The following is a 22,838-nucleotide window of genomic DNA, read 5'->3' as shown; positions in this document are numbered from 1 at the left end:
GCCATGACCCACCCTCCGTCGAACCCCGCCGACCAGCCGACCCGCACCAAGGTGTTTGCGTTCGCGTTGATGTGCCTCGGCTTTTTTATGGCGACGCTGGACATCCAGATCGTCGCATCTTCGCTGCGCGATATCGGCGGCGGTCTGTCCGCGAGCCAGGATGAACTGTCGTGGGTACAGACCTCGTACCTGATCGCAGAGATTCTGGTGATCCCGATGTCGGGCTGGCTCACGCGCGTCTTCTCGACGCGCTGGCTGTTTGCGTTCTCTTCCCTCGGCTTCACGGTGACCAGCATGCTCTGCGGTCTCGCGTGGGACATCAATTCGATGATCCTGTTTCGCGGCCTGCAAGGGGCGCTCGGCGCCGCGATGATTCCGACCGTGTTCACGACCGCGTTCGTGCTGTTCCCCGGCAAGCAGCGGCTGATTGCCTCGACCACCATCGGCGCACTGGCCTCGCTCGCGCCGACCGTCGGCCCGGTGATCGGCGGCTGGATCACCTCGCAATGGTCCTGGCACTGGCTGTTCTATCTGAACCTTGTGCCGGGCGTGTTCGTGACGCTGCTGGTGCCGAAGTTCGTGCATATCGACGAGGTCGACCTGTCTCTCCTGAAAAAGGGCGATTACCTCGGCATGCTGCTGATGTCCGGCTTTCTGGGTTGCCTCGAATATGTGCTCGAAGAAGGGCCGCGCAAAAACTGGTTCGGCGACGACGCGATCATAGTGTGCACCTGGATATCTGCGATTTGCGGCTTCCTGTTCCTGGTGCACGCGTTCACCGCCAAAGAGCCGATCGTCGATCTGCGCGCGCTGGCGATCCGCAACTTCGGGGTCGGCAGCCTGCTGTCGTTCATCACGGGCGTGGGCATCTTCTGCACGGTGTTTCTGACGCCGGTGTTTCTCGGCCGCGTGCGCGGTTTCGACTCGCTGCAAACCGGTCTGGCGCTGCTGTCCGTCGGGTGTTTTCAGCTCGTGGCGCTGGTGGCCTACTCGCTGCTGGCGCGCGTCATCAATATGCGCTGGCTGATGGTGTTCGGGCTCGTGTGCTTCGGCCTGGGCTGTTACCTGTACGTGCCGCTGACCAATCAATGGGGCTGGCAGGAACTGTTGCTGCCGCAGGCCCTGCGCGGTATCGGCCAGCAGTTCTGCGTACCGCCGATCGTGACGATGGCGCTCGGTTCGCTGCCGCCCTCGCGGCTGCGCTCGGCAAGCGGCCTGTTCAACCTGATGCGCAATCTGGGCGGCGCGATCGGCATTGCGGTCAGCAGCACGATGCTCAACGACCGTCTGAATCTCCATTACGAGCGGCTCGACGAACACCTGAACGCCGGGCGGCCGGTCGTCGAAGGCGTGCTGCAGCAGCAGGCCGCGCGGCTTGCGGCGGTGGGCGGCGACACGCTCAACGCGGCGCATGCGGGCCTCGATCTGTTGCATGCCGCGCTGCTGCGGGAAGCGTTGGTGCTGACTTTTTCCGACACGTTTCTCGCCGTCGCGCTGTGCTTTGTGGTGGCTTTGCTGAGTGTGGCGTTTTCGCGCCCGTTCGGCCTCTCAGCACCGCCGCCGCCCGACGCTCACTAGACAATCATCAGGATAACGACATGAAATCGATCACCGCAAGAGGCATGGCGAGCCTGCTGCTTCTGAGCCTCGCTGCGTGCGCCGTGCCGCCCGCCCAGCATGCCGATCTGCCGCATGCCGTGCAAGCGGTGGCGCCTTCGGCGTGGAGTGTCGCGGCGCCGCAAGACAGCGCCGATGCGGACGCCTGGTGGGCGCGCTTCGGCGACCCGGTCATGCATCAACTGGTCGAGGACGTGCTGAACGGCAATCTGGATGTGCAGGCCGCGGTTGAACGCGTCAAGCAGGCGCAGGCCATCACGACCCAGCAGCGCTCGGCGCTGTTCCCCGAACTGGATGCGACCGCCAACGCAGCGGACCAGCGGCAGAATGCGCCGCCGCCGCTCGGCTATGTGCGGCAGGCCGGCGTCGGTGTAGCGGCTAGCTGGACGCCCGATGTGTTCGGCGGCGAGCGGCTGGCGGTGCTGGCCGCGCAGGCCCAGACAGCGGGCCGCGCCGCAGCGCTCGATGAACTGCGGCTGGCGCTCGCGGCCAACACGGCCGCCGCTTATATCGATCTGCGCTGGGCGCAGTCCGAACTGCAGATCCTGAGCGACAACGAACAGATCAGGGACCGCGCTCTCAAGCTCACGCAAGAGCGCCTGCACTACGGCCTGTCCACCCAGCTCGACGTCGCGCGTGCGCAGAACCAGTTGCAGGATCTGCAGGCGCAGATTCCGCAGGTGCAGTCGCGCATCCAGCATCAGTTCAGCCTGATCGCGGTTTATTGCGGACGAACGCCGGAAAGCGTGGGCGGCTTGTTGTTGAGCGACGCGCGCGCGATTCCGGTGCCGGTGCAAAACGTCCCGCAGGTGCTGCCGTCCGAAGCGCTGTTGCGCCGCCCCGATGTGCGCACCGCCTATGCCGGCGTCGAACAGCGCGCGGCGGAAGTGGGAGCGTCGAAGGCGCAGCGCTATCCACAGTTCAGGTTGAATCTGGCGGACGGTCTGCTGGCGTCGTCGTATCTCGGCTTGCCCACGCTGACCGATAACCTCTTCAGCGCGGCGTTGAGCGCGACCAGCCCGATCTTCAACGCGGGGCGGATCAACGCCGGTATCGACGAGAGCGAAAGCAAGCTGCGCGAATCGCAGCTCGGCTTGCAGCAGACGATGCTGCAGGCGCTCAAGGAAGTCGAGGACACCCGCGGCGATCTGGTCAACGACGCCGTGCAAGTGGAGCGCCTCGGCGGCGCCCTGGATGCATCCGGTCACGCGCTGCGGCTCTCCACTGAGCTGTACAAGGACGGCGCATCCAGTTTCCTCGACGTGCTGACGGCGCAGGAGGCGTATCTGCGCGACTCCGAGGCGTTGAACCAGGCGAAGCGCGAACACGCGCTGGCGGCCGTGGCGTTGTACCGGTCGCTGGGCGGTGGATGGGATGCACCGGCGGCGCTGGCCGCGAACTGAGGTGGTGCAGTGCGGTACTTCTAACTGTGAGAGGTAATGATGAGCAAGCGCGATGTAGTGATCTGCAACCCGGTGAGAACGCCGATTGGCGCCTACAACGGCACGCTGAAGGAGGTGCCGGCGACGGACCTCGGCGCTGCCGCCGTGCGCGAGACGCTGCGCCGCAGCGGTCTGGCGGGCGCGGAGCTGGGCTCGGTCGTGATGGGCAATGTGATTCAGGCCGGCAACCGGATGAACCCGGCGCGCCAGGCGGCGTTTGGCGGTGGCGTGCCGGTCGCCGTGCCGGCGCTGACGGTCAACCGGGTCTGCGGCTCGGGGGCGCAGGCCATCGCCTCGGCGGCGAACGAAATCTGGCTGGGTCTCGGCGACGCCGCGGTGGCGGGCGGCATGGAGAACATGGACCGCGCGCCGTATCTGCTCGACGGCGGCCGTTGGGGCTACCGGATGGGCAATGCCCAGGTGCACGACAGCATGTTGCGTGACGGCCTGGTGGATGCGTTCTCCGGCGAACATTCCGGTTGGCACACGGAAGACCTGGTGACGCAGATGGCGATCACGCGCGACGCGCAGGACCGCTGGGCCGCACGCTCGCAGCAGCGTTTCGTCTCGGCGCAGGAGCGCGGCCTGTTCGACGCCGAGCTGGTGAGCGTCCCCGTGCAGAGCCGCAAGGGACCGCAACCGTTCGCTCGCGACGAACAGCCGCGTGCCGATACCACCGTCGAGACGCTGGCCAAACTGCGTCCGGCGTTCCGGCCCGACGGCACGATTACCGCCGGCAACGCGCCCGGTCTGAATAGCGGCGCCGCGGCGATGCTGGTTGCGGAGCGCGGTTTTGCGGAGGCGCACGGCATCGAACCGTTCGCGCGGCTCGTCGCTTACGGCATCGCGGCGGTCGAACCCGGCATGTTCGGGCTCGGGCCGGTGCCGGCTGTGCAGATGGCGCTGGCGCGCGCCGGCTGGCAACTGAAGGATGTCGAGCGCGTTGAGATCAACGAGGCTTTTGCTGCTGTGCCGATTGCGGTGCTGCACAAGCTCGGACTCGATGAAGAGCTTGTCAACGTCGAGGGCGGAGCGATCGCGCACGGCCATCCGATCGGTGCGACCGGCGCAGTGCTGACGACCCGGCTGCTTCACTCGATGCGCCGCGACGGGCTCAAGCGCGGCCTCGTCACGTTGTGTATCGGCGGCGGCCAGGGCATCGCGTTGGCGCTTGAAGTCCTCTGACGTGAGGCACGGACGCGGCGGCGGTGCAGCGCACGGCCCGCCGCGCCGATGCGAAGCGGGAATCTTTGCTACATTCACGCAGATGCCAGCTTCGCGTCCTGCGTGCTACGGCCGCCGGGCGGTCCATTCCAGCGTCCCGTGCGAACCCCGCGAACTGTGAACAACCAATCCTCCAAGAGACAATGCGATGCGAATTCTAGTAGTAGGTGCAGGTGCGGTAGGCGGCTACTTCGGCGGCCGTCTGGCTCGGGCCGGGCGTGACGTGACTTTCCTCGTGCGTGCGGGCCGCGCCGAGGAACTGAGCCGCGCCGGTCTCGTCATCAGGAGCCCGCGCGGCGACCTCACGCTGCGCGACGTCAAGACCGTGCAGGCAGGCGATCCGGCGCAACCGTTCGACCTGATCGTGTTGAGTTGCAAGGCCTACAACCTCGACGATGCGATTGCCTCGTTCGAGCCGTTTGCCGGCCCGTCCACGCTGATCTTGCCGCTGCTCAACGGCATGCGCCACATCGATATTCTTACCGAGAAGTTCGGCGCCGAGCGCGTGCTGGGTGGCCAATGCCTGATCGCTGCGACGCTCAACCGCGAGCGCGAGATCGTCCATCTGAACGATGCGCATGCGATTGCCTTCGGCGAGCTGGCAGGCGGCGTATCGGAGCGCGTGCGCGCGATCGGCGAAGTCATGGCGGGCGCCGGTTTCGATGTGACGACGAGCGAGCACATCCTGCTGGGCATGTGGGAAAAGTGGGTGTTTCTGGCGACGCTGGCGGCCAGCACCTGCCTGTTCCGCGGCTCGGTGGGCGATATTTTGAGCGCTCCCGATGGCCGGCGCGTGATCGAAGGACTGCTCGGCGAATGCCGCGCGGTGGCGCAGCACAACGGCTTTACGATGGGGCCGCATTTCGACGCACGCGCCAACCAGACGCTTTTCACGCCGTCGCCGCTGACGGCTTCGATGTTGCGCGACGTCGAAAACCACGCGCGGACCGAGGCCGATCATATTCTCGGCGACCTGATCCAGCGCGGCGGTGCGGCTCAGCAGCGCGATGCCGGGCTGTCGCTGCTGCGCATTGCCTATAGCCATCTGAAGGCCTACGAGGCTCGCCAGGCGCGCACCGCGTAAGCGGTCGGCCGGCCGGCGACGGACCGGCGCGCGCCTCGGATTGGCGCCTGCCTTGCAGTAGAATCGATCACGCCGCGCATGCCGCGGCCGACGTTCAACAGGAGGGCAGGATGCCGAGTCCAACCGGGTCGGTGGTGGCGCTGAGTTCGGCGTCGGCGACGACGTTTTCGATCGGCATCGTGTATCTCGGCTACTGGGGAATCCACGAGCCGGCGCCGTGGAAGTTCAGCGATGCGCTGGTGGTGCTGTTCGCGCTCGGCGGTTTCGCCTGCCTTGGCCTCGTGCCGTGGATGGCAACCCGTTCGGTCGAGCCGGAAAGCAGCGACGCCGGGATTCGAGTGGCCCGGCGTCTATTCCTCAGTGGCGTGAGCGCGATCTGGCTCGCGGTCACGCTCTCCATCGTCGTCTGAGCTAGGGCCGGTTCACGCTAATAACGGGCTTGCGAACGTGGGTTGCCGGCTGCAGTGCAAGGAGCGAGGAGCGCCGTTTGGCCGCGCCAAACAAGAGACGAGCGACGCCGCAATGCGGCCGGCAACCCACGTTCCCCTGATTTTGAAAATTCATTCGCGGGGCTGGCCGCCAGAAGGGCCGATCGCTGCGTCATGCTCCTTGCGAATACGTCGGGTATTCGCTGCGTCGCAATCCTTGCGGTCGGCCCTTCTGGCGGCCAGCGCAAGCCCGTTATTAGCGTGAACAGGCCCTAAGCTTACTGCTCGATCTGCCGGTTCCAGCGCGTATCCCACTGCGCGCGGTGCGCGTTGATCGCGTCCCAATCCACCACCGTCACCTTGCGCAGCAGATCGTCGATATTGCCCAGGCTCTGCTGCATCGCGGGCGGCATCTTCGTGAGGCGGTTGGTGGGGATCTGCTTGCCGGCATCGGCCGCCTTGCTCTGCGCCGGAGCCGACAGCAGGAACTGCGCGAGCTTCTGGGCGAGCGCCGGGTCGGGGTTGTTGTTGACCACGCACAGGTCAACCAGCAGCAGCACCGGACCTTCCTTCGGATTCACGTAAGCCACCGGAAGGCCCTTGTCCTGCAGGTCGCTGACAGCGGTCGGCGTGAGCGGGAACAGCCCGGCTTCGCCGGTCTGCACCATTTCCGAAATCTTGGCGGAGTTCGGAATGTACTCGGCCACGTTCGGCCCGACCGTGCTGGACCATTTCGTGAACGCGGGTTCGACGTTCTGTTCGCTACCGCCCATCAGACGATTGATCGCGAGGAAGCCATGCAGCCCGAACGTGCTGCTCGACTCGGACTGGAACACCACCTTGCCCTTGTATTTCGGATCGGCGAAATCCATCCATGAGGTCGGCGGCGCCCAGCCTTTTTCGGCAAACAGCTTCTTGTTGTACGCAATGCCGGTCATGCCGAGCTGCACGCCTGCGCCCATGTCGTCTTTCATCCGCGCGAACGGGTACAACTCCTTGAGCACGGGCGCGTCGTCGAGTTTCTGGCACACGCCCATGCTGACCGCGCGCGCCATCACGCCGTCGTCGAGGAACACCACGTGAATCTGCGGATTGGCCTTGTTGGCGAGCAGTTTGGCGAGAATGTCCGACGAGGTGCCGGGCACCACGACCACCTTCACGTTGTTGGCCTTCTCGAAGTCAGGCAGCACCTGGCTCGTATACGCCTTCTCCATCGGACCGCCGTTCATGCCGATATAGATCGTTTTGGTCTGCGCCAACGCCGGCGCCGCGGCGCCGAATGCACACAATGCGGCGAGCGCCGCGACGGTTCGGAACAGTTTCATGGTGGATCTCCTGGGTTTGTCTAGAGAGCGTGCAGGCTAGGGACGGTGGTGAAACGATCGATCGCAAACGCCTCGAGTGGCGTGGCAGTCGAACCGCACGCGACGAGGTCGGCGAGCACTTCGCCCACGCCGGGCGCGAGCAGAAAGCCGCCGCCCGAAAAGCCGAATGCATGCAAGAGGCGCGGCACGGTGCGGCTTGCGCCGATCAACGGATTGCTGTCGGGTGTTGCGCCTTCGACGCCGCTCCAGGTGCGGATCAGCAGCGCGTCGCGCAGTGCGGGCAACAGCGCACAGGCGTCGCGCATCACGGCGCGGGTGGTTTCGGTAGAGGGCTGCCCGTATTCGCCGTCGCCTTGGCCGCGGCCGCCGCCGACCACGCAGTTGCCGCGTGCGACTTGCCGCGCATAGATGCCGCCGCCGTACACGCCGAGGTTGTGCGTGATGAAGAGCGGCAGCGGCTCGGTGACCCACATGTTCGGGTAGATCGGCTTCATCGGCACGGTTTCGCCAAATGCAGCGGCGATCTTGTTGGCCCACGCACCGGCCGAGTTGATCAACCAGTCCGAAGTGAAATGCTGAGCGCCGGCGCGGAGCTGGAAACGCGTGCCGTCATGGCCGATTTCGCTGAGTTCGGTCTGCTCGCGGATCTCGGCGCCGGCCGCGCGCGCCGCGCGAGCGAAGGCCGGCGAAACGAGGCGCGGGTTCGCGTGACCGTCGCTGGCGCACAGCGACCCGCCGATCGCCGCGGCGCCCAGCCACGGGTAACGGCGCCGGAAGCTCTCGCCGCCGAGCAACTGCGGCTCGAGTCCATGTTCGCGCGCCATCTGCGCCCAGCTTTCGAGGGCGGCAAGATCGCTCTCGCTGCGAGCGAGTCGCAAATGGCCGGAGACGACGAACTCGCCGTCGATGCCGAGCAGTTCCGGCAAGCGGTCCCAGACGCGCCGCGCGCGCATGGCGAGCGGCATCTGTTCGACGGGGCGTCCCTGGCAGCGCACCCCGCCGTAATTGACGCCGCTCGCCTGGGCGCCGCAGAAGCGCCGCTCGAACAGGCCGACGCGCAAGCCGGCGCGCGCGAGCGCGAGCGCCGCCGAGGCGCCCACCAGGCCGCCGCCGGCAATCGCGACGTCGTAGTGCAGAGGCTTATTCATCGCGCGCCTCCTCGGGAATCGCAGCGACGTCGTCGGCATAGAGGGAGGGCGAGAGCGGAATCGGTTTGACCGGCGGCTGGCTGCGCAACCGGCCGACTGCTTCGAGCGGCTTGCCGGTTTCCGCGCTCAAGAGCGCAAGCGCCGCTTCGCCGCACATGCGGCCCTGGCAGCGGCCCATGCCGACGCGCGTCAATGCTTTCAGGCGGTTGATCTCGCTCGCTGCGCCGCCGCGGATGCAATGGCGCAGCGTTCCCGCATCGACTTCTTCGCAGCGGCACACGGTCATCGCGTCTGGCCATTGCGACGCGTAACCGGCGGGCGGCGCGAAGGCGCTTTCGAGTCCCTGGCGGAAGATCGCGATACGTTGCAGGCGCCGCTCGAGCGAAGCCGCATCCGGCAGATTGGAACCGCGCGGATGAGCGATGCCCAGATCTTCGAGCAGCGCGAGGGCGGTGCGGCGTCCGGCCAGTTCGGCGGCATCGGCGCCGGCGATACCGGCGCCGTCGCCGGCCAGGTAAATGCCCGGCACCGAGCTGCGTCCGCCTGCGTCGAGTTCGGGCAGCCAGCAGCGGTTATGCGCATCGAAGCGGAAGCGGCAACCGGCCAGATCGGCGAGCTGGGTCTCCGGGCGCAGGCCGAAGCCGAGTCCGACGGCGTCGCAGGCCAGCGTTTCGTGTGCCGCGCCGTTGCGGGTAGCGCGCCAGCTAATGGTGTCGACATGGCGCTCTCCGCCGATCTCGACGAGCGTCACATTGCGCTCGATACGCACGCCGCGAGCCTGCAGCCAGCCCACGTAGTAAAGGCCTTTCGCCAGCGTGGTGGGTTGCTGCGCGAGTTTTGGCACAGCCGCGATCTGCTGCGACAAGGCGCTGGTGTCGAGCACGGCCGCGACCTGCGCGCCGGCCTTCACGTATTGATACGCGACGAGGTACAGCAACGGTCCCGTGCCGGCGAGCACGACGCGCCGGCCGATCGCGCAGCCTTGCGACTTCAGCGCGACCTGCGCGCCGCCCAGCGTGTAGACGCCCGGCAGGGTCCAGCCGGGCACCGGCAGCACGCGGTCGGTCGCGCCGCTGGCGATGATCAGGTGCGAAAACGGCACGCCGGTTTCGCGCCCGTTGTGCAGCGTATCGAGACGGCCGCGGCCGCAGGCCCAGGCGAGCGTATCGGGCCGGTAGTCGAGCTGTGGCAGCAGAGCAGCCATCGTCCTGTGCAATGCGTCGGCCTTGCGCGCTTCGAAGCCGTACAGCGTTTGCTTCGAGCGTTCGAAGTTTGCATTGGCGGGCGGCTGGCGATAGATCTGCCCGCCCCAGCGGGTGTTTTCGTCGAGCACGACCGGACGCACGCCCGCCGCGACCAGCGTTTCGGCGGCGCGCACGCCGGCCGGCCCGGCGCCGACGATCACCACTTGTGGTTGCCGGTTCATGGTGCGGCTCCGTCGGCGCTTGCCGTGCTGGTGGTGGCCAAGGCTGCTCCGGCCTGCGGCGCAGCGCTGCGCGTGACGATCCGCATGCCTTCGGCAAGCAAGGTCGAACAGGCGCGCAGGCGCGTGCCGTCTTCGCTGCGCACCCAGCAGTCCTGGCAGGCGCCGATCAGGCAGAAGCCGGCGCGCGGTTCGCCGCTGAATTCGCTCTGGCGGAGCTGGCGTTGCTGCGTCAGGATCGCGGTCAGGACGGTGTCGCCGCTCAAGGCGCTGACCGCTTGACCGTCGAGAATGAACGGCACAGGTGCGCGTCGCAGTTCGGCGACGCGCACGAACTGCGGGCCGCGCTCGGTGCAAGACTCAAGAGGGGACGACGGGGTTGCGGGCATACGGGGCAGGGCAGAGGAGGTCATCAGTGCTGGCCGATCAGAATGCGGTTGAGTCCATACACGCGGTCGAGCAGCAGCATCGCGCCGGCCGTGATGAAGATCACCAGCGCGGACACCGAGGCCATCATCGGATCGATCGATTCGGTTGCATACATGTACATGCGCACCGGCAGCGTGACGGTTTGCGGCGAGGTGACGAAGATCGACATCGTCAGTTCATCGAAGCTGTTGATGAAGGCGAGCAGCCACCCGCCGGTGATGCCGGGCAGGATCATCGGGAAGGTGATGCGGCGGAAAGTGGTCCAGGCATCGGCGCCGAGCGACGCGGCGGCATGCTCGACGCTGCGGTCGAGGCCGCTGACCGCGGCGAGCACGAGCCGCATTACGAATGGCGTGATGATGATCATGTGCGCGAGCACCAGCCAGGCAAACGAGCCGGTCGCACCGATGAGCGCGAAAAAGCGCAGCAACGCAATGCCGAGTACCAGACCGGGAATCACCAGCGGGGAAAGCAGCAGGCCGTTCAGAAAACCGCGCCCTGGAAAGCGCGCCCGGCCGATCGCCAATGCGGCCGGCAGCGCAACGATCAGCGACAGCGTGGCCGACGCGAAGGCGAGCTTCAGGCTGTTGAAGAACGCCGAGATGAAGTCGGGATAGTCGAGGATGGCGCGAAACCAGCGCAGCGACAAACCGTGCGTCGGCAGCGTCAGGGTGTCGTCCGGCGTGAAGGCGACCAGCACCACGATCGCGAGCGGCGCCAGCACGAACAGGATCACGAGCGCATGGAAGAGCAGCGCGAGAGGGCCGTTTTTTCTCATCGTATTCTCGTCGTCTCGTGGGGTTAGCCGATGCTGCGGGCGTACTTGCGTTCGAGCAGCCGGTAGTAGGTGAGCATCACGATCAGGTTGGCGGCCAGCAACAGCAGGGCGACGGTCGCGCCGAGCGGCCAGTTCAGCGAGCTGAGGAATTCGTCGTAGACGGCGGTGGCCGCGACCTTCAGGCGCCGCCCACCGAGCAGGCCGGGAATCGCAAACGCGCTCGCCGACAGGCCGAACACCATCAGACTGCCGGACAGGATGCCCGGCGTCAGTTGCGGCAAGACGATGCGCCGCAGCGTCGTGGCCGGCGAGGCCATCAGCGAGAGGGCTGCGTTTTCGGTTTGCGGGTCGAGCTTTTGCAAGGCCGTCCAGACCGGAATCACCATGAACGGCAGCATCACGTGTACGAGGGCGATGACGATCGCGAAGGTCGTGTATTCGAGCTTGTACGGTCCCATGCCGACGAGGCCGAACGCCTGATTCACGAGACCGTTGGGGTTGAGCAGCATGCTCCAGCCGAATGCCCGCACCACCACCGACACCAGCAGCGGCGCCAGAATCACCAGCAGGAACAGCGAGCGCCACGGATCGCGCATGCGCGAGAGCACATAGGCTTCGGGCGTGCCGATTGCGACGCATAGCAAGGTGGTCAGGAAAGCAATCCCGAACGTGCGCAGGAAGATCGTGTGGAAGTAGCTGGATTTCAGCACTTCCGCGTAATTGCTGAACTGGAAGGCGGCGATCGGTCCGCTCGAGGGATCGAAGCGATAGAAGGTCAAGACGAGCGTCATCGCGAGCGGGATCAGCACCAGCGCCACGAACAGCAGGAAGGCGGGCGCGCACATCAGCCAGAGCGGCACGAACGCATGCCAGGGCGCGCGCCGCGTGCCGCGGGTGCTTTGGTTACTGTCGCCGTTGTCGTCGTGGTTTTTGTGCACGTCGTGGTCGGTGTTCCCGGTGCTGCTGGCGTTGTCAGCGGAGAGAGGCGGTGCGCTAGCCATGGCGCGCCTCCCGCTGCACGAAGCGGATCGCCTCGCTATTCCAGTCGACGCCGACCGCTGCGCCCTCCGCGAGCGGTTCCGTGCCTTCGTTCTGGCAGCACACCAGCACCTCGCCGAGCTTCGAATCGACGCGGTAAAGCCACTGGCTGCCGAGGAAAAAGCGGCTCGTGACGGTGGCGGCGAGGCGTCCCGCATCCGGCGCGCAGAGCCGCAGCTTCTCGGGGCGGATGCACAGCGTGACGGCGTCGCCGATCTTCACGACGCGCTCGCGCATCGGCAGTTGCGCGGTATGGCCGGTTTCGGCGAGATCGTGGCCGAGGTCGATGCGGATGGCGTCGCCGTCGCGCGCGACGATCGTGCCCGGCAGCATGTTGGCCTTGCCGATGAACTGCGAGACAAACTGGTTTTCGGGGCGTTCGTAGGCGCGATACGGCGTGTCGATCTGCGTGATGCGGCCCGCTTCCATCACCACCACGCGGTCGCTGATCGAGAGCGCCTCGGACTGGTCGTGCGTGACCATGATGGTGGTCGTGCCGATCTTGCGCTGGATCGCGCGCAGTTCGAACTGCATGTCCTCGCGCAGCTTGGCGTCGAGATTCGACATCGGCTCGTCGAGCAGCAGCACGGGCGGCGCGATCACGATGGCGCGCGCGATCGCCACGCGTTGCCGCTGGCCGCCGGAGAGTTCGCGCGGAAAGCGGTGGGCGAGCGTATCGAGCCGCACCAGCGCCAGCGCTTCGCGAACCCGTTCATGGCGCTCCGCCTTGCCGATGCTGCGCATTTCCAGACCGAAGGCGACATTCTGCGCGACGCTCATGTGCGGAAACAGCGCGTAGCTCTGGAACACGATGCCTAGGCCGCGCTGGTTCGGTTTGGTGTGCGTGATGTCGCGGCCGTCGAGCGTGATGCTGCCGCGCGTGGTCTCGACGAAGCCCGCAATCATTTGCAGCGTGGTGGTCTTGCCGCAGCCGGACGGACCGAGCAGCGAAACGAACTCGCCTTTTTCCACCGACAGATTGAGGTCGGCGACGGCTTGTAGGTCGCCGAACGATTTCGCTACGTCTGTGAGCGTGAGGAACGACATGGTCTGGCCTTTCGGTGCGTGAACACCGGCTGAATCGACAAAGCTTCGTGTGGAGCCGACTCTAGCCAGCCAAATTATGCGTCGTCAAATGCAAATTCCATTTGGTGGTAGAAGAATCGGAAAAATTCCGGTCAGTGAAATGGGTTGATGGAAGTGCCTGAGCTTTGTTCCATTCCGCGATGTAGGAGGATTCCCTAATAAAGTGCGAGCTGTATCCGTGAGGAAGGCACCATGGCACTATTTCATTGAAGAATAAAACGCTCTATAGTGTTCCACACAGTGGAATAAGCTTGAGGGAAAACCATGAAAGCAGCCGAAAAACGGAAAGTTGCAGAGTCCGGCTCAGCCGATACGCCGGAGGCGCCTGGCACCGGCATGCTGCAGCGCTCGTTTGCGGTGATCCGCGCGCTGGCCGACGCGCAGCCCGATGGCGGGCGTGTCACGCGGCTGGCGAAAGCGGTCGGGCTGACCCAGGGCACCGTGCATCGCATCCTGCATGCGTTGATTGCCGAGGGCATGGTCGAGCAGGACGAAAACTCGAAGCTGTATCGCCTGAGCGTCGAATTCTTCGCGCTGGCGGCGCAGGCGGGCAACCCCAGCGGCATGCGCACGCTGTGCCGTCCTGCGTTGCTGCGCTTGTGCGCAAGTCTGGGCGACACGATTTTCCTGCTGGTGAAAAGCAGCTTCGACGCAGTCTGCCTCGATATCTGCGAAGGGCCGTTTCCGATTCGCTCGTTTACCGGCGATATCGGCGGGCGCGTGGCGCTCGGCATCGGCCAGGGGAGTCTCGCGATTCTGGCGTTTCTGCCGGAAGCCGAGCGCGAGGAAATCATCCGCTTTAACGTGCCGCGGATTCGCGGCTACGGCGTGCTCGACGAAGTGTACTTGCGTACCGAGATCGAGCGGGTCCGGCAACTGGGTTACGCGGGGCGCAATAGCGGCTTGCTGGACGGCATGGCCGGCGTGGCGGTGCCGATTCTGGACCGCACCGGCGTCGCCGTGGCCGCGCTGAGCGTCGGTACGCTGGCTGCAAGGCTTGGCGACGATCGCTTGCCGATGGTGGTCGAATTGCTGCGGCGCCAGGCCCAGGCGCTCGGACCGCAGACTAATCCGTTCGATGTCGCCTTGCGCCGGCCGATGCATGGCCTTTCACGCGTCATGACGACAGAGCGGATCGCCTGAGCCGCGCTCGCGGTTGTCCGCGGTGGCCCGCAGTGACCATAAGTGAGCAGCAGTCCTGAAGATGGCAAAAGCAAGCTGGCTCCAGACGAATGCAGGATCCGCCAGAGCGCCTGCCGGTTAGAACAGTCGCGGAGTTCCGACCCAGACGACGAGGGTTTCGGTGCGTGCCGTATTGGCCCAGCTATGCGGCACCGTCGACTCGTAGTGCGCGCTGTCGCCCGCTTTCAGCGCAAACGTCTTGCCTTCCAGCGTCAACGACACCTTGCCGCTGATGACATAGAGAAACTCTTCGCCCGCATGCGTGGTGACCTCGGAGCGCTTCTGGCCGGGCGGCATCTTGACGAGGATTGCCTCGAGCTGCCGGCCGCCGGTCAGGTTGGTCAGGCGCGCGAACAGGTTCGCGGAATCGGCGAAGCCGAAAAATTTCAACTGGTCGCCACGGCTGACCGAGCGCTCTTCGCTCGGGGTGTCGACGAAATACTGCACGGTCACGCCGAGGGCGCTGGCAATCCCGGTCAGCGACGTGAGCGACGGGGTGGCGAGGCCGCGTTCCACCTGCGAGAGGAAAGGTTTGGAAATGCGCGCCGCTGTGGCTGTGTCATCGAGCGTGCGTTTCAGCCGTTGCCTCAGCGCGCGGATCTTGCTCCCCAGCTCGAGGGCCGGATTTTTGTTTTCAGCTTTCGTGACCATAGCGAGATGAATCAGCCCGTCAAAAAAATGTGTTTGATGTTAGTAAACAAAGTTTGATAGTCTTGCAAACCATCGCATTAGCGTGAGTATGCCCGGGAGGCATTTCTTTTCGAAGCGACCCGCTATGTTGCCAGAAGTCCAATGGGGCAGGCAGGTCGCTGGCTTGCGGGTTAGCGCCGAAAATCAAGCGGACGCGGGTAAGACGATATTGGGTCGTGCTTTTTTAGCCTTTTAAATTCATCCGATCAACGGACCGCTTGCTTAAATAAATTGATGCATTTCGAATTCATGGATGATATCGCGTGGCACGCCACGGCAAAATGTGCGATTGCCCTTCAGTGGCGTGGCCGGCATCAGTGAATTCCCTGAGTGACGGCGGGCTCCATGCTCAGGAGAATCGCGGGCGCTTGCGGGACGACTTCGACTTTCGGCCCGCTGGCTGTTTGCCATCCCATACGCAGCGATCCTGTGTGTGGAACCGTGAGCGGCGCGGCTTACCCTGCCGGCGCCGCCAACTTGAGATGAATATCACCGTTGATCCGTATCGCCACACCTGCTTCAACGCCCGCTCGCACGGGCCGCTGCCTGCCGCCGCTGCGCTGTGCCGCGCACGTGATGCCTTGTCATGGGCGCCGTTCCGCTTCAGCGCGTCCGGCTTCGTTGTGGCGCGATTTATTGCGCGCATCGTTACCCGACTTGTTGCCCGACCTGTTGCCCGACCTATGGCGCGTGTCATGGCGGACAAGGCGCCTGCCTCCCCACCCGGTTTGCTTCGCTTCGCTGCGCGGATGAGTGTACTCATGCCGTCGCGCAGCGGCACGACATCCGTCCGGCGTTTCCAGACGTTTCCCGACCCGGTTTCCAGACCCAGTTTCCCGCGACGCGCTGCTTGACCGGCGCGCCGCTGCAATCGCAAGAACACGAGGTAAATGATGAATTCAACCGTATCCCAGACTCGATCGTTTTCGACGGTCTTCCTGATCGAGATGTGGGAGCGTTTCGGCTACTACGGGATGGCCGCGCTGTTGGTCCTGTTCATGATCGACAAGCTCGGCTTCACCGACAGTCACGCCACGCTCACCTGGGGCGCTTTCACGGCGCTGGTCTATGCCGCGCCGTCGGTCGGCGGCTGGATCGGCGACAAGATCCTCGGCGCCCGCCGCACGATGGTGTTCGGCGCACTCGTGCTGGCCTGCGGCTATCTGATGCTCGCGGTGCCGAACGAGCAGCTCAACTACATGTACGCCTCGCTCGGCGTGATCGTGGTGGGCAACGGCCTGTTCAAGGCGAATGCCGCCAACCTGGTGCGACGTATCTATGAAGGCGACGATGCGCGGATCGACAGCGCGTTCACGATCTACTACATGGCGGTCAACATCGGTTCGACGGTGTCGATGCTCGCGACACCGTGGATCAAAGATCACTGGGGCTGGCACTCGGCGTTTGCCGTGTGCTGCGGCGGCATGCTGCTCGCCGTGCTGAACTACTTCATCATGTTTCGCACGCTGGCGCATGTGGGTTCCGCACCGGACGCCGAACCGGTCCGCTGGGCAAGGGTAGGCGCCGTGGTGCTCGGCGGCGTCGCGCTCGGCGCGGCGACCATCTTCGTGCTGCAGCATAAGGCCATCGCGGTGGCCTGCGTCTATACGGCAGGTGCCGCGATCCTCGCGATCTTCGGCTACATGCTTATCAAATGCGAGCAGTCGGAACGCGCGGGCCTGATCGCCGCACTGGTTCTGACGCTGCAAGCCATCCTGTTCTTCGTGTTCTATCAGCAGATGTCGACCTCGCTCACGCTCTTTGCCGTGCGCAACGTCGATCCGCATTTCTCGCTGTTCGGCGTGCCGCTCTTCACGTGGAGCGCGGCCCAGTTCCAGGCGCTCAACCCGATCTGGATCATGATGCTGAGCCCGATTCTCGCAGTGCTGTATACGCAATTGTCGAAGAGCGGCAACGACGTGTCGGTGGCGGTGAAGTACGCAATTGGCTTCGTGGTCGTGGCGGCGGGCTTTTTTGTGTACGCGGTGAGCGGCCGCTATGCGGTCGACGGCCGGGTCTCATCATGGTTCATGGTGGGCGGCTATGGCCTGTATTCGCTGGGCGAGTTGCTGGTGAGCGGCCTGGGTCTCGCGATGATTGCGCGCTATGTACCGGCCCGCATGAGCGGCTTTCTGATGGGCGCGTATTTCGTCGCAAGCGGCGTGTCGGGCTACCTGGGCAGCGTGGTGGCGAACTTCGCGCAGATGCCGTCCGGCGACCTCGATCCGCTGCAGTCGCTGCCGCTCTATACGAAGCTGTTCATGGGCCTCGGCTGGCTGGCGGCGCTCGGCGCCCTGGTCGCCGTGCTGCTGCTGCCGCTGATGAACCGCCTGTCGCGTGAGCATCATCGCTGCGTCAGCGATGCGCGCGATGGCGCGCTGCGCGAGGGGCAACTCTCCGCCGCCACGGAGTAAAGGCAAGGCGGGAACCCTTCGCGGACCCCGCTGGATGAACGGAACAGGGCGCGCCAGGCCGGCGCGCCCTGTTCCGTTTACGGCTGTTTCCACGCATACGTACAGGTCTTTTCGGTTTTGGCGGCAGCGTTTGCCGAGGCGTTCGCCTGCGCGGCGCGAAGCGAAGCATCTGCTCAGCGGCACGCACCGAAACTCGCCGGAGCGCGTTTACCCCCTGAAATACGGGTTAAAAAGTGTTGCGGAGTCAGCGCGACGCAACAAACAGTAACGGTTCTACACAAAAGAGTCGCGCAAAACGCTGCAGCGCTTGTAGAATCCGGCCTTGAAGCGTGCGCATACCGCGGACGCTTCTTGCATTCACTGACCAACAACAGGTAGGAGAAACATGCCGACTTCCGCAAAAAAGGTGGCCAAGAAGGCTGCTACGGTACCGACCAAGAAGGTTGCTGCGAAGAAAGTTCCTGCGAAGAAAGTCGTCGCAGCTAAGAAGGTCGCCGTGAAGGCGTCCGGCGCACCGTCGCCGATCAAGGACACCTTCACGAAGGCCTCGCTGGCTGCACACGTCGCAGAACGTGCTGCTGTTGAACCGAAGGCGGCCAAGGCTGTGCTGGCCGCGCTCGAAGACACGATCCTCGGCGCAGTCCACAAGAAGGGTGCTGGCGAATTCACGCTGTCGGGTCTTCTGAAGATCGTCGTGCAAGCAGTGCCGGCGAAGAAGAAGCGCTTCGGCAAAGACCCGTTCACGGGCGAAGAGCGTTGGTTCCCGGCCAAGCCGGCTAGCGTGCGCATCAAGGCACGTCCGCTGAAGAAGCTGAAGGACGCCGCAGCAGCGTAAAGAACGTGCATGGCGCCGCGTCGTTTTCGAACGGCAAACGGTGCCATGCCGCTCTGAACTGCGCGAAGTTCAGAAAGTGCAAAATCCCCGCGGGTGCAAATCCGCGGGGATTTTTTATTGCCGTCCGGTGGTGTCCGCTGGTGCCGAACGGCGGCGGATTGCCGCTCTACGCCCGCTGCAAGGGAATCGCTGCACCGGAGTAGCGCATTGCGAGCCGCCGCAGTACGATGATGCCGAAGCCGTGCCGGCCTTATGCGCTGTTCGTGTGCATCCATTCGGTTTTGCGTGCGGAAAGCCAATGGCATAGCGCTTGCTTTGAAGCTTGTCGAACACCGAATGCGCAGCGCATTCGCCTTCTATCCGACAACAAGAGCGGGGCGTGACATGCGATGCTATGACGAGATGCGTCATCACGATGAAGTCGTGCGGCCTCATTACGCACGCTTCGAACGCTGGCTGGTCAAGCAGGGCAACGAGGCAATCGCGCGCAAGCGCGCGGAGGCGGACCTGCTGTTTCGCCGCGTGGGCATTACCTTCGCGGTCAACGGCGACCTGTCCGGCACGGAACGGCTGATCCCGTTCGATCTGATCCCGCGGATCATTCCGCGCGGCGAATGGCAGACTCTCGAAGCGGGCCTGCGGCAGCGCGTGCAGGCGCTCAACCTGTTTATCCACGACGTCTATCACGATCGCAACATCGTGCGTGCCGGCATCGTCCCCGCCGAGCAGGTGTATACCAATGCGCAGTACCGGCCCGAGATGCAGGGCGTCAATGTCCCGCTCGGTGTTTACGCGCACATTGCTGGCGTCGACGTGGTGCGGGCCGGTGAAGACGGTGCGTTCTACGTGCTCGAAGACAACTTGCGGGTGCCGTCGGGCGTCTCCTATATGCTGGAAAACCGCAAGATGATGATGCGGTTGTTCCCGGAGCTGTTCGTCCAGAATCGCATCGCGCCGGTGGCGCACTATCCGGACCTGCTGCTCGATACCTTGCGCTCGGTGGCGCCCGAGGGTGTCGACGATCCGGTGGTGGTGGTACTCACGCCCGGCATGTACAACTCGGCGTACTTCGAGCACACCTTCCTCGCCCAGCAGATGGGTGTGGAACTGGTGGAGGGCAAAGACCTGTTCGTCGACGACAACTACGTGTTCATGCGGACCACCCAAGGCCCGAAGCGCGTCGACGTGATCTATCGCCGGGTGGACGACGACTTTCTCGATCCGCTCGCTTTCCGTCCCGATTCGGCGCTCGGCGTACCGGGTCTCCTGACCGCGTACCGGGCAGGACGGGTGGCGCTCGCCAACGCAATGGGCACCGGCATTGCCGACGACAAATCGATCTATCCGTACGTGCCGGAGATGATCGAGTTCTACCTCGGCGAGAAGCCGATCCTCAACAACGTGCCGACGTTCCAGTGCCGCAAGCCCGACGATCTCGCCTACACGCTTGCGCACTTGCCGGAGCTGGTGGTGAAGGAAGTGCACGGCGCGGGCGGCTATGGGATGCTGGTGGGACCGGCCTCTACCGCCGCGGAAATCGAAGCGTTCCGCGCCCGTCTGATTGCACGGCCGGCGGGCTATATCGCGCAGCCCACGCTGGCCTTGTCGGCGTGCCCGACTTTCGTGGAGGCCGGCATCGCGCCGCGCCATATCGACCTGCGCCCGTTCGTGCTGTCCGGCAAGACCGTGACGATGTGCGCCGGCGGCCTGACCCGGGTCGCCTTGCAGGAAGGGTCGCTGGTGGTCAATTCATCGCAGGGAGGCGGCACCAAGGATACCTGGATGGTCGACTGAAGGGGTTGCGGGTCCCGCCGCCGTGAAGTCCGCGGCGGCCGCACCCGCACAACAAGGAAAGCCGGCGCAAGGAACGTAGCAGCGACGTAACAGCACGTACCAACGACGTACCAGCGCGCCGGCGCAAGCGGGTAACCAGCGCGGGCACAGAACGCCCAGCGTCATCAATCATGGAAAGCCGTCATGCTAAGCCGCACTGCCGACCACCTCTTCTGGATGGCCCGTTACATGGAGCGCGCCGAGAATACCGCGCGCATGCTGGATATCAACCTGAAGGCGCTGCTGCTGCCGCAGACGCCTGAACAGGAGGCCCGCGCGCAGCGTTCGGTGCTGCGCATCTCCGAGCTGGAGACGGCCTTCGCGCAACGCTACGACGAACCGACGCGCGAACACGTGCTCGATTTCATGGTGGCGGACGCCACCAACCCGTCGAGCATTCACTCCTGCCTGCAGGCCGCGCGTGAAAACGCTCGCGCCGTGCGCGGCACCTTGACCACCGAATGGTGGGAAACCATCAACGACACCTGGCTCCAGTTCAACGAGCGGACCGCGGCAGGCCAGCTCACCACGAGCCCGGATGCGTTGTTCGAATGGGTCAAGTTCCGCTCGCACCTGTCGCGCGGCGTGACGATCGGCACCGCGTTGCAGGACGACGCGTTCTTCTTCACGCAGCTCGGTACCTATCTGGAGCGCGCCGACAACACCGCGCGGATTCTCGATGTGCGCTTTGCGGACGTGGAGCCGAATTCGCGCGATGCCGCGCGCCAGCTCGAAGACTTCTACTACTGGACTTCGATTCTCAGCTCGGTGTCGGCGCTGGAGATCTATCGCAAGGTGTATCGCGACGTCGTCACGCCGGCCCGGGTCGTCGAACTGATGATCCTGAACCAGCAGATGCCGCGCTCGCTGCTGGCCTCCGTGGATGGTGTCTGCAACAACCTGGCGATGCTGCGCACGTCGGGTTCCAACCAGTGCGAGCGCTTTGCCGGCAAGCTGCGCGCCGAACTGGTGTACTCCGACATCCGGCAGATTTTCGAAGCCGGCCTGCACGCCTATCTGACGCAATTCCTGGCCCGCGTGTTCGAACTCGGCAATCTGGTTGCGCGTACCTATCTGATGCTGCCAGTCGCCTGACGGAGTTTTTTTATGTACCTGACGATCCGCCACGACACCGCCTATCGCTACGAAGCGACGGTTCATTATTCGATCCAGCAACTGCGTCTCACGCCGACTAGCGGCGCGTCGCAGACGGTGCGGCGCTGGAGCATCGACGCTCCCGGCAAGCTCGACTCCACCTTCGATGCCTACGGCAACGTGCTGCATACGCTGGTGCTGAACAAGCCGCACAGTGAGATCCACCTGCATGTAGCCGGGGAGGTCGATACGTTTCCGCTCGTCGACGGCCTGCTGCGCGACACGGTCGGCCCGGTGCCGCTCGAGCATTTCACCTGCGCCACGCGCCTGACCGAAGCCGATGAGGCGGTACGTGAACTGGCCGAGTCGGTGCCGGCGCTCACTACGCCGCAAGGGCTCATCAAGCTTTCCGAGGAGATCGTGCAGCGTGTGAAATACCGCCCGGGGATCACCGAAGTGACCAGCACGGCGGCTGAAGCGCTCGCGCTCGGCAGCGGGGTCTGCCAGGACCATGCGCATCTGCTGCTGGCGTGCTGTCGCGCGCGCGGCATTCCGGCGCGCTACGTGAGCGGCTATATCGAGCCCGGCGACGTGCCGCATGGCGCGAGTCACGCATGGGTCGACGTCTGGCTCGACGGCGCGGGCTGGACTTCGGTCGACGTGACGCATGCCGCGTTCGCCAGCGAACTCTACTGCCGGCTCGCGGCGGCGCGCGATTACGAGGCGGCGGCGCCGGTGCGCGGGCGGCGCATCGGCGGTCTGGAGGAGAAGCTGAAGGTTTCCGTGACGGTCAGTGCGCAATTGCCACAGTAGGGTTGAACGCACAAGAGGCGCGGCAGCGTCGCATTACAATAGCGACGTCTGCTGGTCTTCTGGATATTTTTTATGACTTACTGTGTGGCGATGTGCGTGGACGACGGGCTCGTCTTCCTGTCCGATACCCGCACCAATGCCGGCGTCGATCACATCAGCACCGCGCGCAAGATGACGGTGTTCGAGCAGCCCGGCGAGCGCGTGCTGGTGCTGCTCGGCGCGGGCAATCTCTCGCTGACCCAGGCCGTGCTGCATGATCTCAGCGAGCCGGACGACGCCGATCAACCCACGCTGTGGAACGCGCCGACCATGGCGGACGCGGCCCGCGTGGTGGGCAAGGCGGTGCGCGACGTGCATCAGCGCGAAGCCCAGGCGTTGCAGGAATTCGGCGTCGACTTCAATTGCAGCTTTATCCTGGGCGGGCAGATTGCCGCGAACGGCAAGCCGCACGGGGGCCGGCCGCATCTGTTCATGATCTACGCGGCGGGCAATTTCATCGAATCTTCGGCGGTGAACCCGTATTTCCAGATCGGCGAGTCGAAATACGGCAAGCCGATTATCGACCGTGTGCTCACTCCCAGCACGCCGCTCGACGAAGCCGCCAAGTGCGCGCTGATCTCGATGGACTCCACGCTGCGCTCGAATCTGTCGGTGGGGCTGCCGCTCGATCTGCTGGTCTATGAAAAGGACGCGCTGCGGGTCACGCGTTTCGTTTCCGTCGATCACGACAATGCCTACTTCGAAATGATCCACCGCACGTGGGGCGAGCGGCTGCGTCAGGTGTTCGGGGAGATTCCGGACCCCGACTGGCAGGAATCGGCCAACGTGCCGGTGCAGCGCCGCGAGCGCGCGCTAGTGTTGCACCGGGCGCCGGTGAGCAGCGATGACGTCGTCGAAACGAAGCCGGCCCAGACGCTGGCGCAGGCTGAGAAGAAGGCGCAGCGGTAGGGGGCT

Annotated in this window: 21 protein-coding genes; 13 read left to right on the top strand and 8 right to left on the bottom strand. The window is 64.8% G+C overall.

What is annotated here, in order from left to right; genetic code table 11:
* Positions 1-3: 3 nt before the first annotated feature.
* From AC1ECK_RS28830 to AC1ECK_RS28810, 5 genes are all read left to right on the top strand, one after another.
* Entirely contained in the window at positions 4-1,578 is a 1,575-nt protein-coding gene (locus AC1ECK_RS28830; protein ID WP_480325297.1) for a DHA2 family efflux MFS transporter permease subunit, read from the top strand.
* A gap of 20 nt (positions 1,579-1,598) precedes the next feature.
* Entirely contained in the window at positions 1,599-3,020 is a 1,422-nt protein-coding gene (locus tag AC1ECK_RS28825; protein ID WP_480325295.1) for an efflux transporter outer membrane subunit, read from the top strand.
* A 39-nt stretch (positions 3,021-3,059) separates the two neighbouring features.
* A complete protein-coding gene (locus AC1ECK_RS28820; RefSeq protein ID WP_480325411.1) occupies positions 3,060-4,244 on the top strand; it encodes a thiolase family protein in 1,185 nt (394 codons plus the stop codon).
* A 187-nt stretch (positions 4,245-4,431) separates the two neighbouring features.
* Positions 4,432-5,367, top strand: coding sequence for a 2-dehydropantoate 2-reductase (gene panE, locus AC1ECK_RS28815; RefSeq protein WP_480325293.1), 936 nt, complete (start codon positions 4,432-4,434; stop codon positions 5,365-5,367).
* Positions 5,368-5,477: 110 nt separating this feature from the next.
* Positions 5,478-5,777, top strand: coding sequence for a hypothetical protein (locus AC1ECK_RS28810; protein WP_480325291.1), 300 nt, complete (start codon positions 5,478-5,480; stop codon positions 5,775-5,777).
* 296 nt (positions 5,778-6,073) lie between these two features.
* Here AC1ECK_RS28810 and AC1ECK_RS28805 read toward each other — a convergent pair whose 3' ends face one another.
* From AC1ECK_RS28805 to AC1ECK_RS28775, 7 genes are read right to left on the bottom strand one after another with little or no spacing between them, the layout of a single operon-like run.
* Positions 6,074-7,120, bottom strand: a complete 1,047-nt coding sequence (locus AC1ECK_RS28805; protein ID WP_480325289.1) for an ABC transporter substrate-binding protein — start codon at positions 7,118-7,120, stop codon at positions 6,074-6,076.
* Positions 7,121-7,140: 20 nt separating this feature from the next.
* On the bottom strand, positions 7,141-8,268 hold the full coding sequence (locus tag AC1ECK_RS28800) for an NAD(P)/FAD-dependent oxidoreductase (RefSeq protein WP_480325287.1): 1,128 nt from the start codon (positions 8,266-8,268) through the stop codon (positions 7,141-7,143).
* Positions 8,261-9,694, bottom strand: a complete 1,434-nt coding sequence (locus AC1ECK_RS28795) for an FAD/NAD(P)-dependent oxidoreductase (protein ID WP_480325285.1) — start codon at positions 9,692-9,694, stop codon at positions 8,261-8,263. The genes AC1ECK_RS28800 and AC1ECK_RS28795 overlap by 8 nt, the downstream gene beginning before the upstream one ends.
* On the bottom strand, positions 9,691-10,104 hold the full coding sequence (locus AC1ECK_RS28790; protein WP_480325284.1) for a (2Fe-2S)-binding protein: 414 nt from the start codon (positions 10,102-10,104) through the stop codon (positions 9,691-9,693). Before AC1ECK_RS28790 ends, AC1ECK_RS28795 begins: the two co-directional genes overlap by 4 nt.
* The gene (locus tag AC1ECK_RS28785; RefSeq protein ID WP_480325282.1) at positions 10,104-10,898 is read right to left on the bottom strand and encodes an ABC transporter permease; all 795 of its coding nucleotides are present in this window, start codon (positions 10,896-10,898) and stop codon (positions 10,104-10,106) included. Before AC1ECK_RS28785 ends, AC1ECK_RS28790 begins: the two co-directional genes overlap by 1 nt.
* 23 nt (positions 10,899-10,921) lie before the next feature.
* Positions 10,922-11,899 carry an ABC transporter permease gene (locus AC1ECK_RS28780; protein WP_480325280.1) on the bottom strand — a complete coding sequence of 326 codons (978 nt, stop codon included), beginning with the start codon at positions 11,897-11,899 and terminating at the stop codon, positions 10,922-10,924.
* Complete coding sequence (locus tag AC1ECK_RS28775) at positions 11,892-12,983, bottom strand: ABC transporter ATP-binding protein (RefSeq protein WP_480325278.1); 1,092 nt, start codon at positions 12,981-12,983, stop codon at positions 11,892-11,894. Before AC1ECK_RS28775 ends, AC1ECK_RS28780 begins: the two co-directional genes overlap by 8 nt.
* Before the next feature lie 303 nt (positions 12,984-13,286).
* On the opposite strand from AC1ECK_RS28775, the gene AC1ECK_RS28770 reads away from it, so the two are divergent.
* Positions 13,287-14,165, top strand: coding sequence for an IclR family transcriptional regulator (locus AC1ECK_RS28770; protein WP_480325276.1), 879 nt, complete (start codon positions 13,287-13,289; stop codon positions 14,163-14,165).
* A gap of 117 nt (positions 14,166-14,282) precedes the next feature.
* On the opposite strand, the gene AC1ECK_RS28765 is transcribed toward AC1ECK_RS28770, so the two are convergent.
* A complete protein-coding gene (locus AC1ECK_RS28765) occupies positions 14,283-14,855 on the bottom strand; it encodes a helix-turn-helix domain-containing protein (RefSeq protein ID WP_480325274.1) in 573 nt (190 codons plus the stop codon).
* Between the two features lie 521 nt (positions 14,856-15,376).
* On the opposite strand from AC1ECK_RS28765, the gene AC1ECK_RS28760 reads away from it, so the two are divergent.
* The 7 genes from AC1ECK_RS28760 to AC1ECK_RS28730 all read left to right on the top strand — a co-directional run bounded on the left by AC1ECK_RS28760 (position 15,377) and on the right by AC1ECK_RS28730 (position 22,832).
* Positions 15,377-15,748: a hypothetical protein gene (locus AC1ECK_RS28760; RefSeq protein ID WP_480325272.1), complete on the top strand. Its 372-nt coding sequence runs from the start codon at positions 15,377-15,379 to the stop codon at positions 15,746-15,748.
* 36 nt (positions 15,749-15,784) lie between these two features.
* Entirely contained in the window at positions 15,785-17,308 is a 1,524-nt protein-coding gene (locus tag AC1ECK_RS28755; RefSeq protein WP_480325270.1) for a peptide MFS transporter, read from the top strand.
* Positions 17,309-17,693: 385 nt separating this feature from the next.
* Positions 17,694-18,143, top strand: a complete 450-nt coding sequence (locus AC1ECK_RS28750) for an HU family DNA-binding protein (RefSeq protein ID WP_074296156.1) — start codon at positions 17,694-17,696, stop codon at positions 18,141-18,143.
* A gap of 384 nt (positions 18,144-18,527) precedes the next feature.
* Complete coding sequence (locus AC1ECK_RS28745; protein ID WP_480325268.1) at positions 18,528-19,937, top strand: circularly permuted type 2 ATP-grasp protein; 1,410 nt, start codon at positions 18,528-18,530, stop codon at positions 19,935-19,937.
* A 183-nt stretch (positions 19,938-20,120) separates the two neighbouring features.
* A complete protein-coding gene (locus AC1ECK_RS28740) occupies positions 20,121-21,071 on the top strand; it encodes an alpha-E domain-containing protein (protein WP_480325266.1) in 951 nt (316 codons plus the stop codon).
* 12 nt (positions 21,072-21,083) lie between these two features.
* A complete protein-coding gene (locus AC1ECK_RS28735; RefSeq protein WP_480325264.1) occupies positions 21,084-21,884 on the top strand; it encodes a transglutaminase family protein in 801 nt (266 codons plus the stop codon).
* A gap of 72 nt (positions 21,885-21,956) precedes the next feature.
* A complete protein-coding gene (locus AC1ECK_RS28730; protein ID WP_480325262.1) occupies positions 21,957-22,832 on the top strand; it encodes a proteasome-type protease in 876 nt (291 codons plus the stop codon).
* The last annotated feature ends 6 nt before the right edge of the window (positions 22,833-22,838 follow it).

The sequence above is a fragment of the Paraburkholderia sp. SSBN10T genome (assembly GCF_056619545.1).
The sequence above is the reverse complement of the archived record's forward strand: the minus strand, read 5'-3'. Positions and strand labels throughout refer to the sequence as shown.

Bases quoted from the DNA above. Each gene is read 5' to 3' on its own strand.
- AC1ECK_RS28830 (WP_480325297.1), top strand. From the start codon at position 4: ATGACCCACCCTCCGTCGAACCCCGCCGACCAGCCGACCCGCACCAAG.
- AC1ECK_RS28825 (WP_480325295.1), top strand. From the start codon at position 1,599: ATGAAATCGATCACCGCAAGAGGCATGGCGAGCCTGCTGCTTCTGAGC.
- AC1ECK_RS28820 (WP_480325411.1), top strand. From the start codon at position 3,060: ATGAGCAAGCGCGATGTAGTGATCTGCAACCCGGTGAGAACGCCGATT.
- panE (WP_480325293.1), top strand. From the start codon at position 4,432: ATGCGAATTCTAGTAGTAGGTGCAGGTGCGGTAGGCGGCTACTTCGGC.
- AC1ECK_RS28810 (WP_480325291.1), top strand. From the start codon at position 5,478: ATGCCGAGTCCAACCGGGTCGGTGGTGGCGCTGAGTTCGGCGTCGGCG.
- AC1ECK_RS28805 (WP_480325289.1), bottom strand. From the start codon at position 7,120: ATGAAACTGTTCCGAACCGTCGCGGCGCTCGCCGCATTGTGTGCATTC.
- AC1ECK_RS28800 (WP_480325287.1), bottom strand. From the start codon at position 8,268: ATGAATAAGCCTCTGCACTACGACGTCGCGATTGCCGGCGGCGGCCTG.
- AC1ECK_RS28795 (WP_480325285.1), bottom strand. From the start codon at position 9,694: ATGAACCGGCAACCACAAGTGGTGATCGTCGGCGCCGGGCCGGCCGGC.
- AC1ECK_RS28790 (WP_480325284.1), bottom strand. From the start codon at position 10,104: ATGACCTCCTCTGCCCTGCCCCGTATGCCCGCAACCCCGTCGTCCCCT.
- AC1ECK_RS28785 (WP_480325282.1), bottom strand. From the start codon at position 10,898: ATGAGAAAAAACGGCCCTCTCGCGCTGCTCTTCCATGCGCTCGTGATC.
- AC1ECK_RS28780 (WP_480325280.1), bottom strand. From the start codon at position 11,899: ATGGCTAGCGCACCGCCTCTCTCCGCTGACAACGCCAGCAGCACCGGG.
- AC1ECK_RS28775 (WP_480325278.1), bottom strand. From the start codon at position 12,983: ATGTCGTTCCTCACGCTCACAGACGTAGCGAAATCGTTCGGCGACCTA.
- AC1ECK_RS28770 (WP_480325276.1), top strand. From the start codon at position 13,287: ATGAAAGCAGCCGAAAAACGGAAAGTTGCAGAGTCCGGCTCAGCCGAT.
- AC1ECK_RS28765 (WP_480325274.1), bottom strand. From the start codon at position 14,855: ATGGTCACGAAAGCTGAAAACAAAAATCCGGCCCTCGAGCTGGGGAGC.
- AC1ECK_RS28760 (WP_480325272.1), top strand. From the start codon at position 15,377: ATGAATATCACCGTTGATCCGTATCGCCACACCTGCTTCAACGCCCGC.
- AC1ECK_RS28755 (WP_480325270.1), top strand. From the start codon at position 15,785: ATGATGAATTCAACCGTATCCCAGACTCGATCGTTTTCGACGGTCTTC.
- AC1ECK_RS28750 (WP_074296156.1), top strand. From the start codon at position 17,694: ATGCCGACTTCCGCAAAAAAGGTGGCCAAGAAGGCTGCTACGGTACCG.
- AC1ECK_RS28745 (WP_480325268.1), top strand. From the start codon at position 18,528: ATGCGATGCTATGACGAGATGCGTCATCACGATGAAGTCGTGCGGCCT.
- AC1ECK_RS28740 (WP_480325266.1), top strand. From the start codon at position 20,121: ATGCTAAGCCGCACTGCCGACCACCTCTTCTGGATGGCCCGTTACATG.
- AC1ECK_RS28735 (WP_480325264.1), top strand. From the start codon at position 21,084: ATGTACCTGACGATCCGCCACGACACCGCCTATCGCTACGAAGCGACG.
- AC1ECK_RS28730 (WP_480325262.1), top strand. From the start codon at position 21,957: ATGACTTACTGTGTGGCGATGTGCGTGGACGACGGGCTCGTCTTCCTG.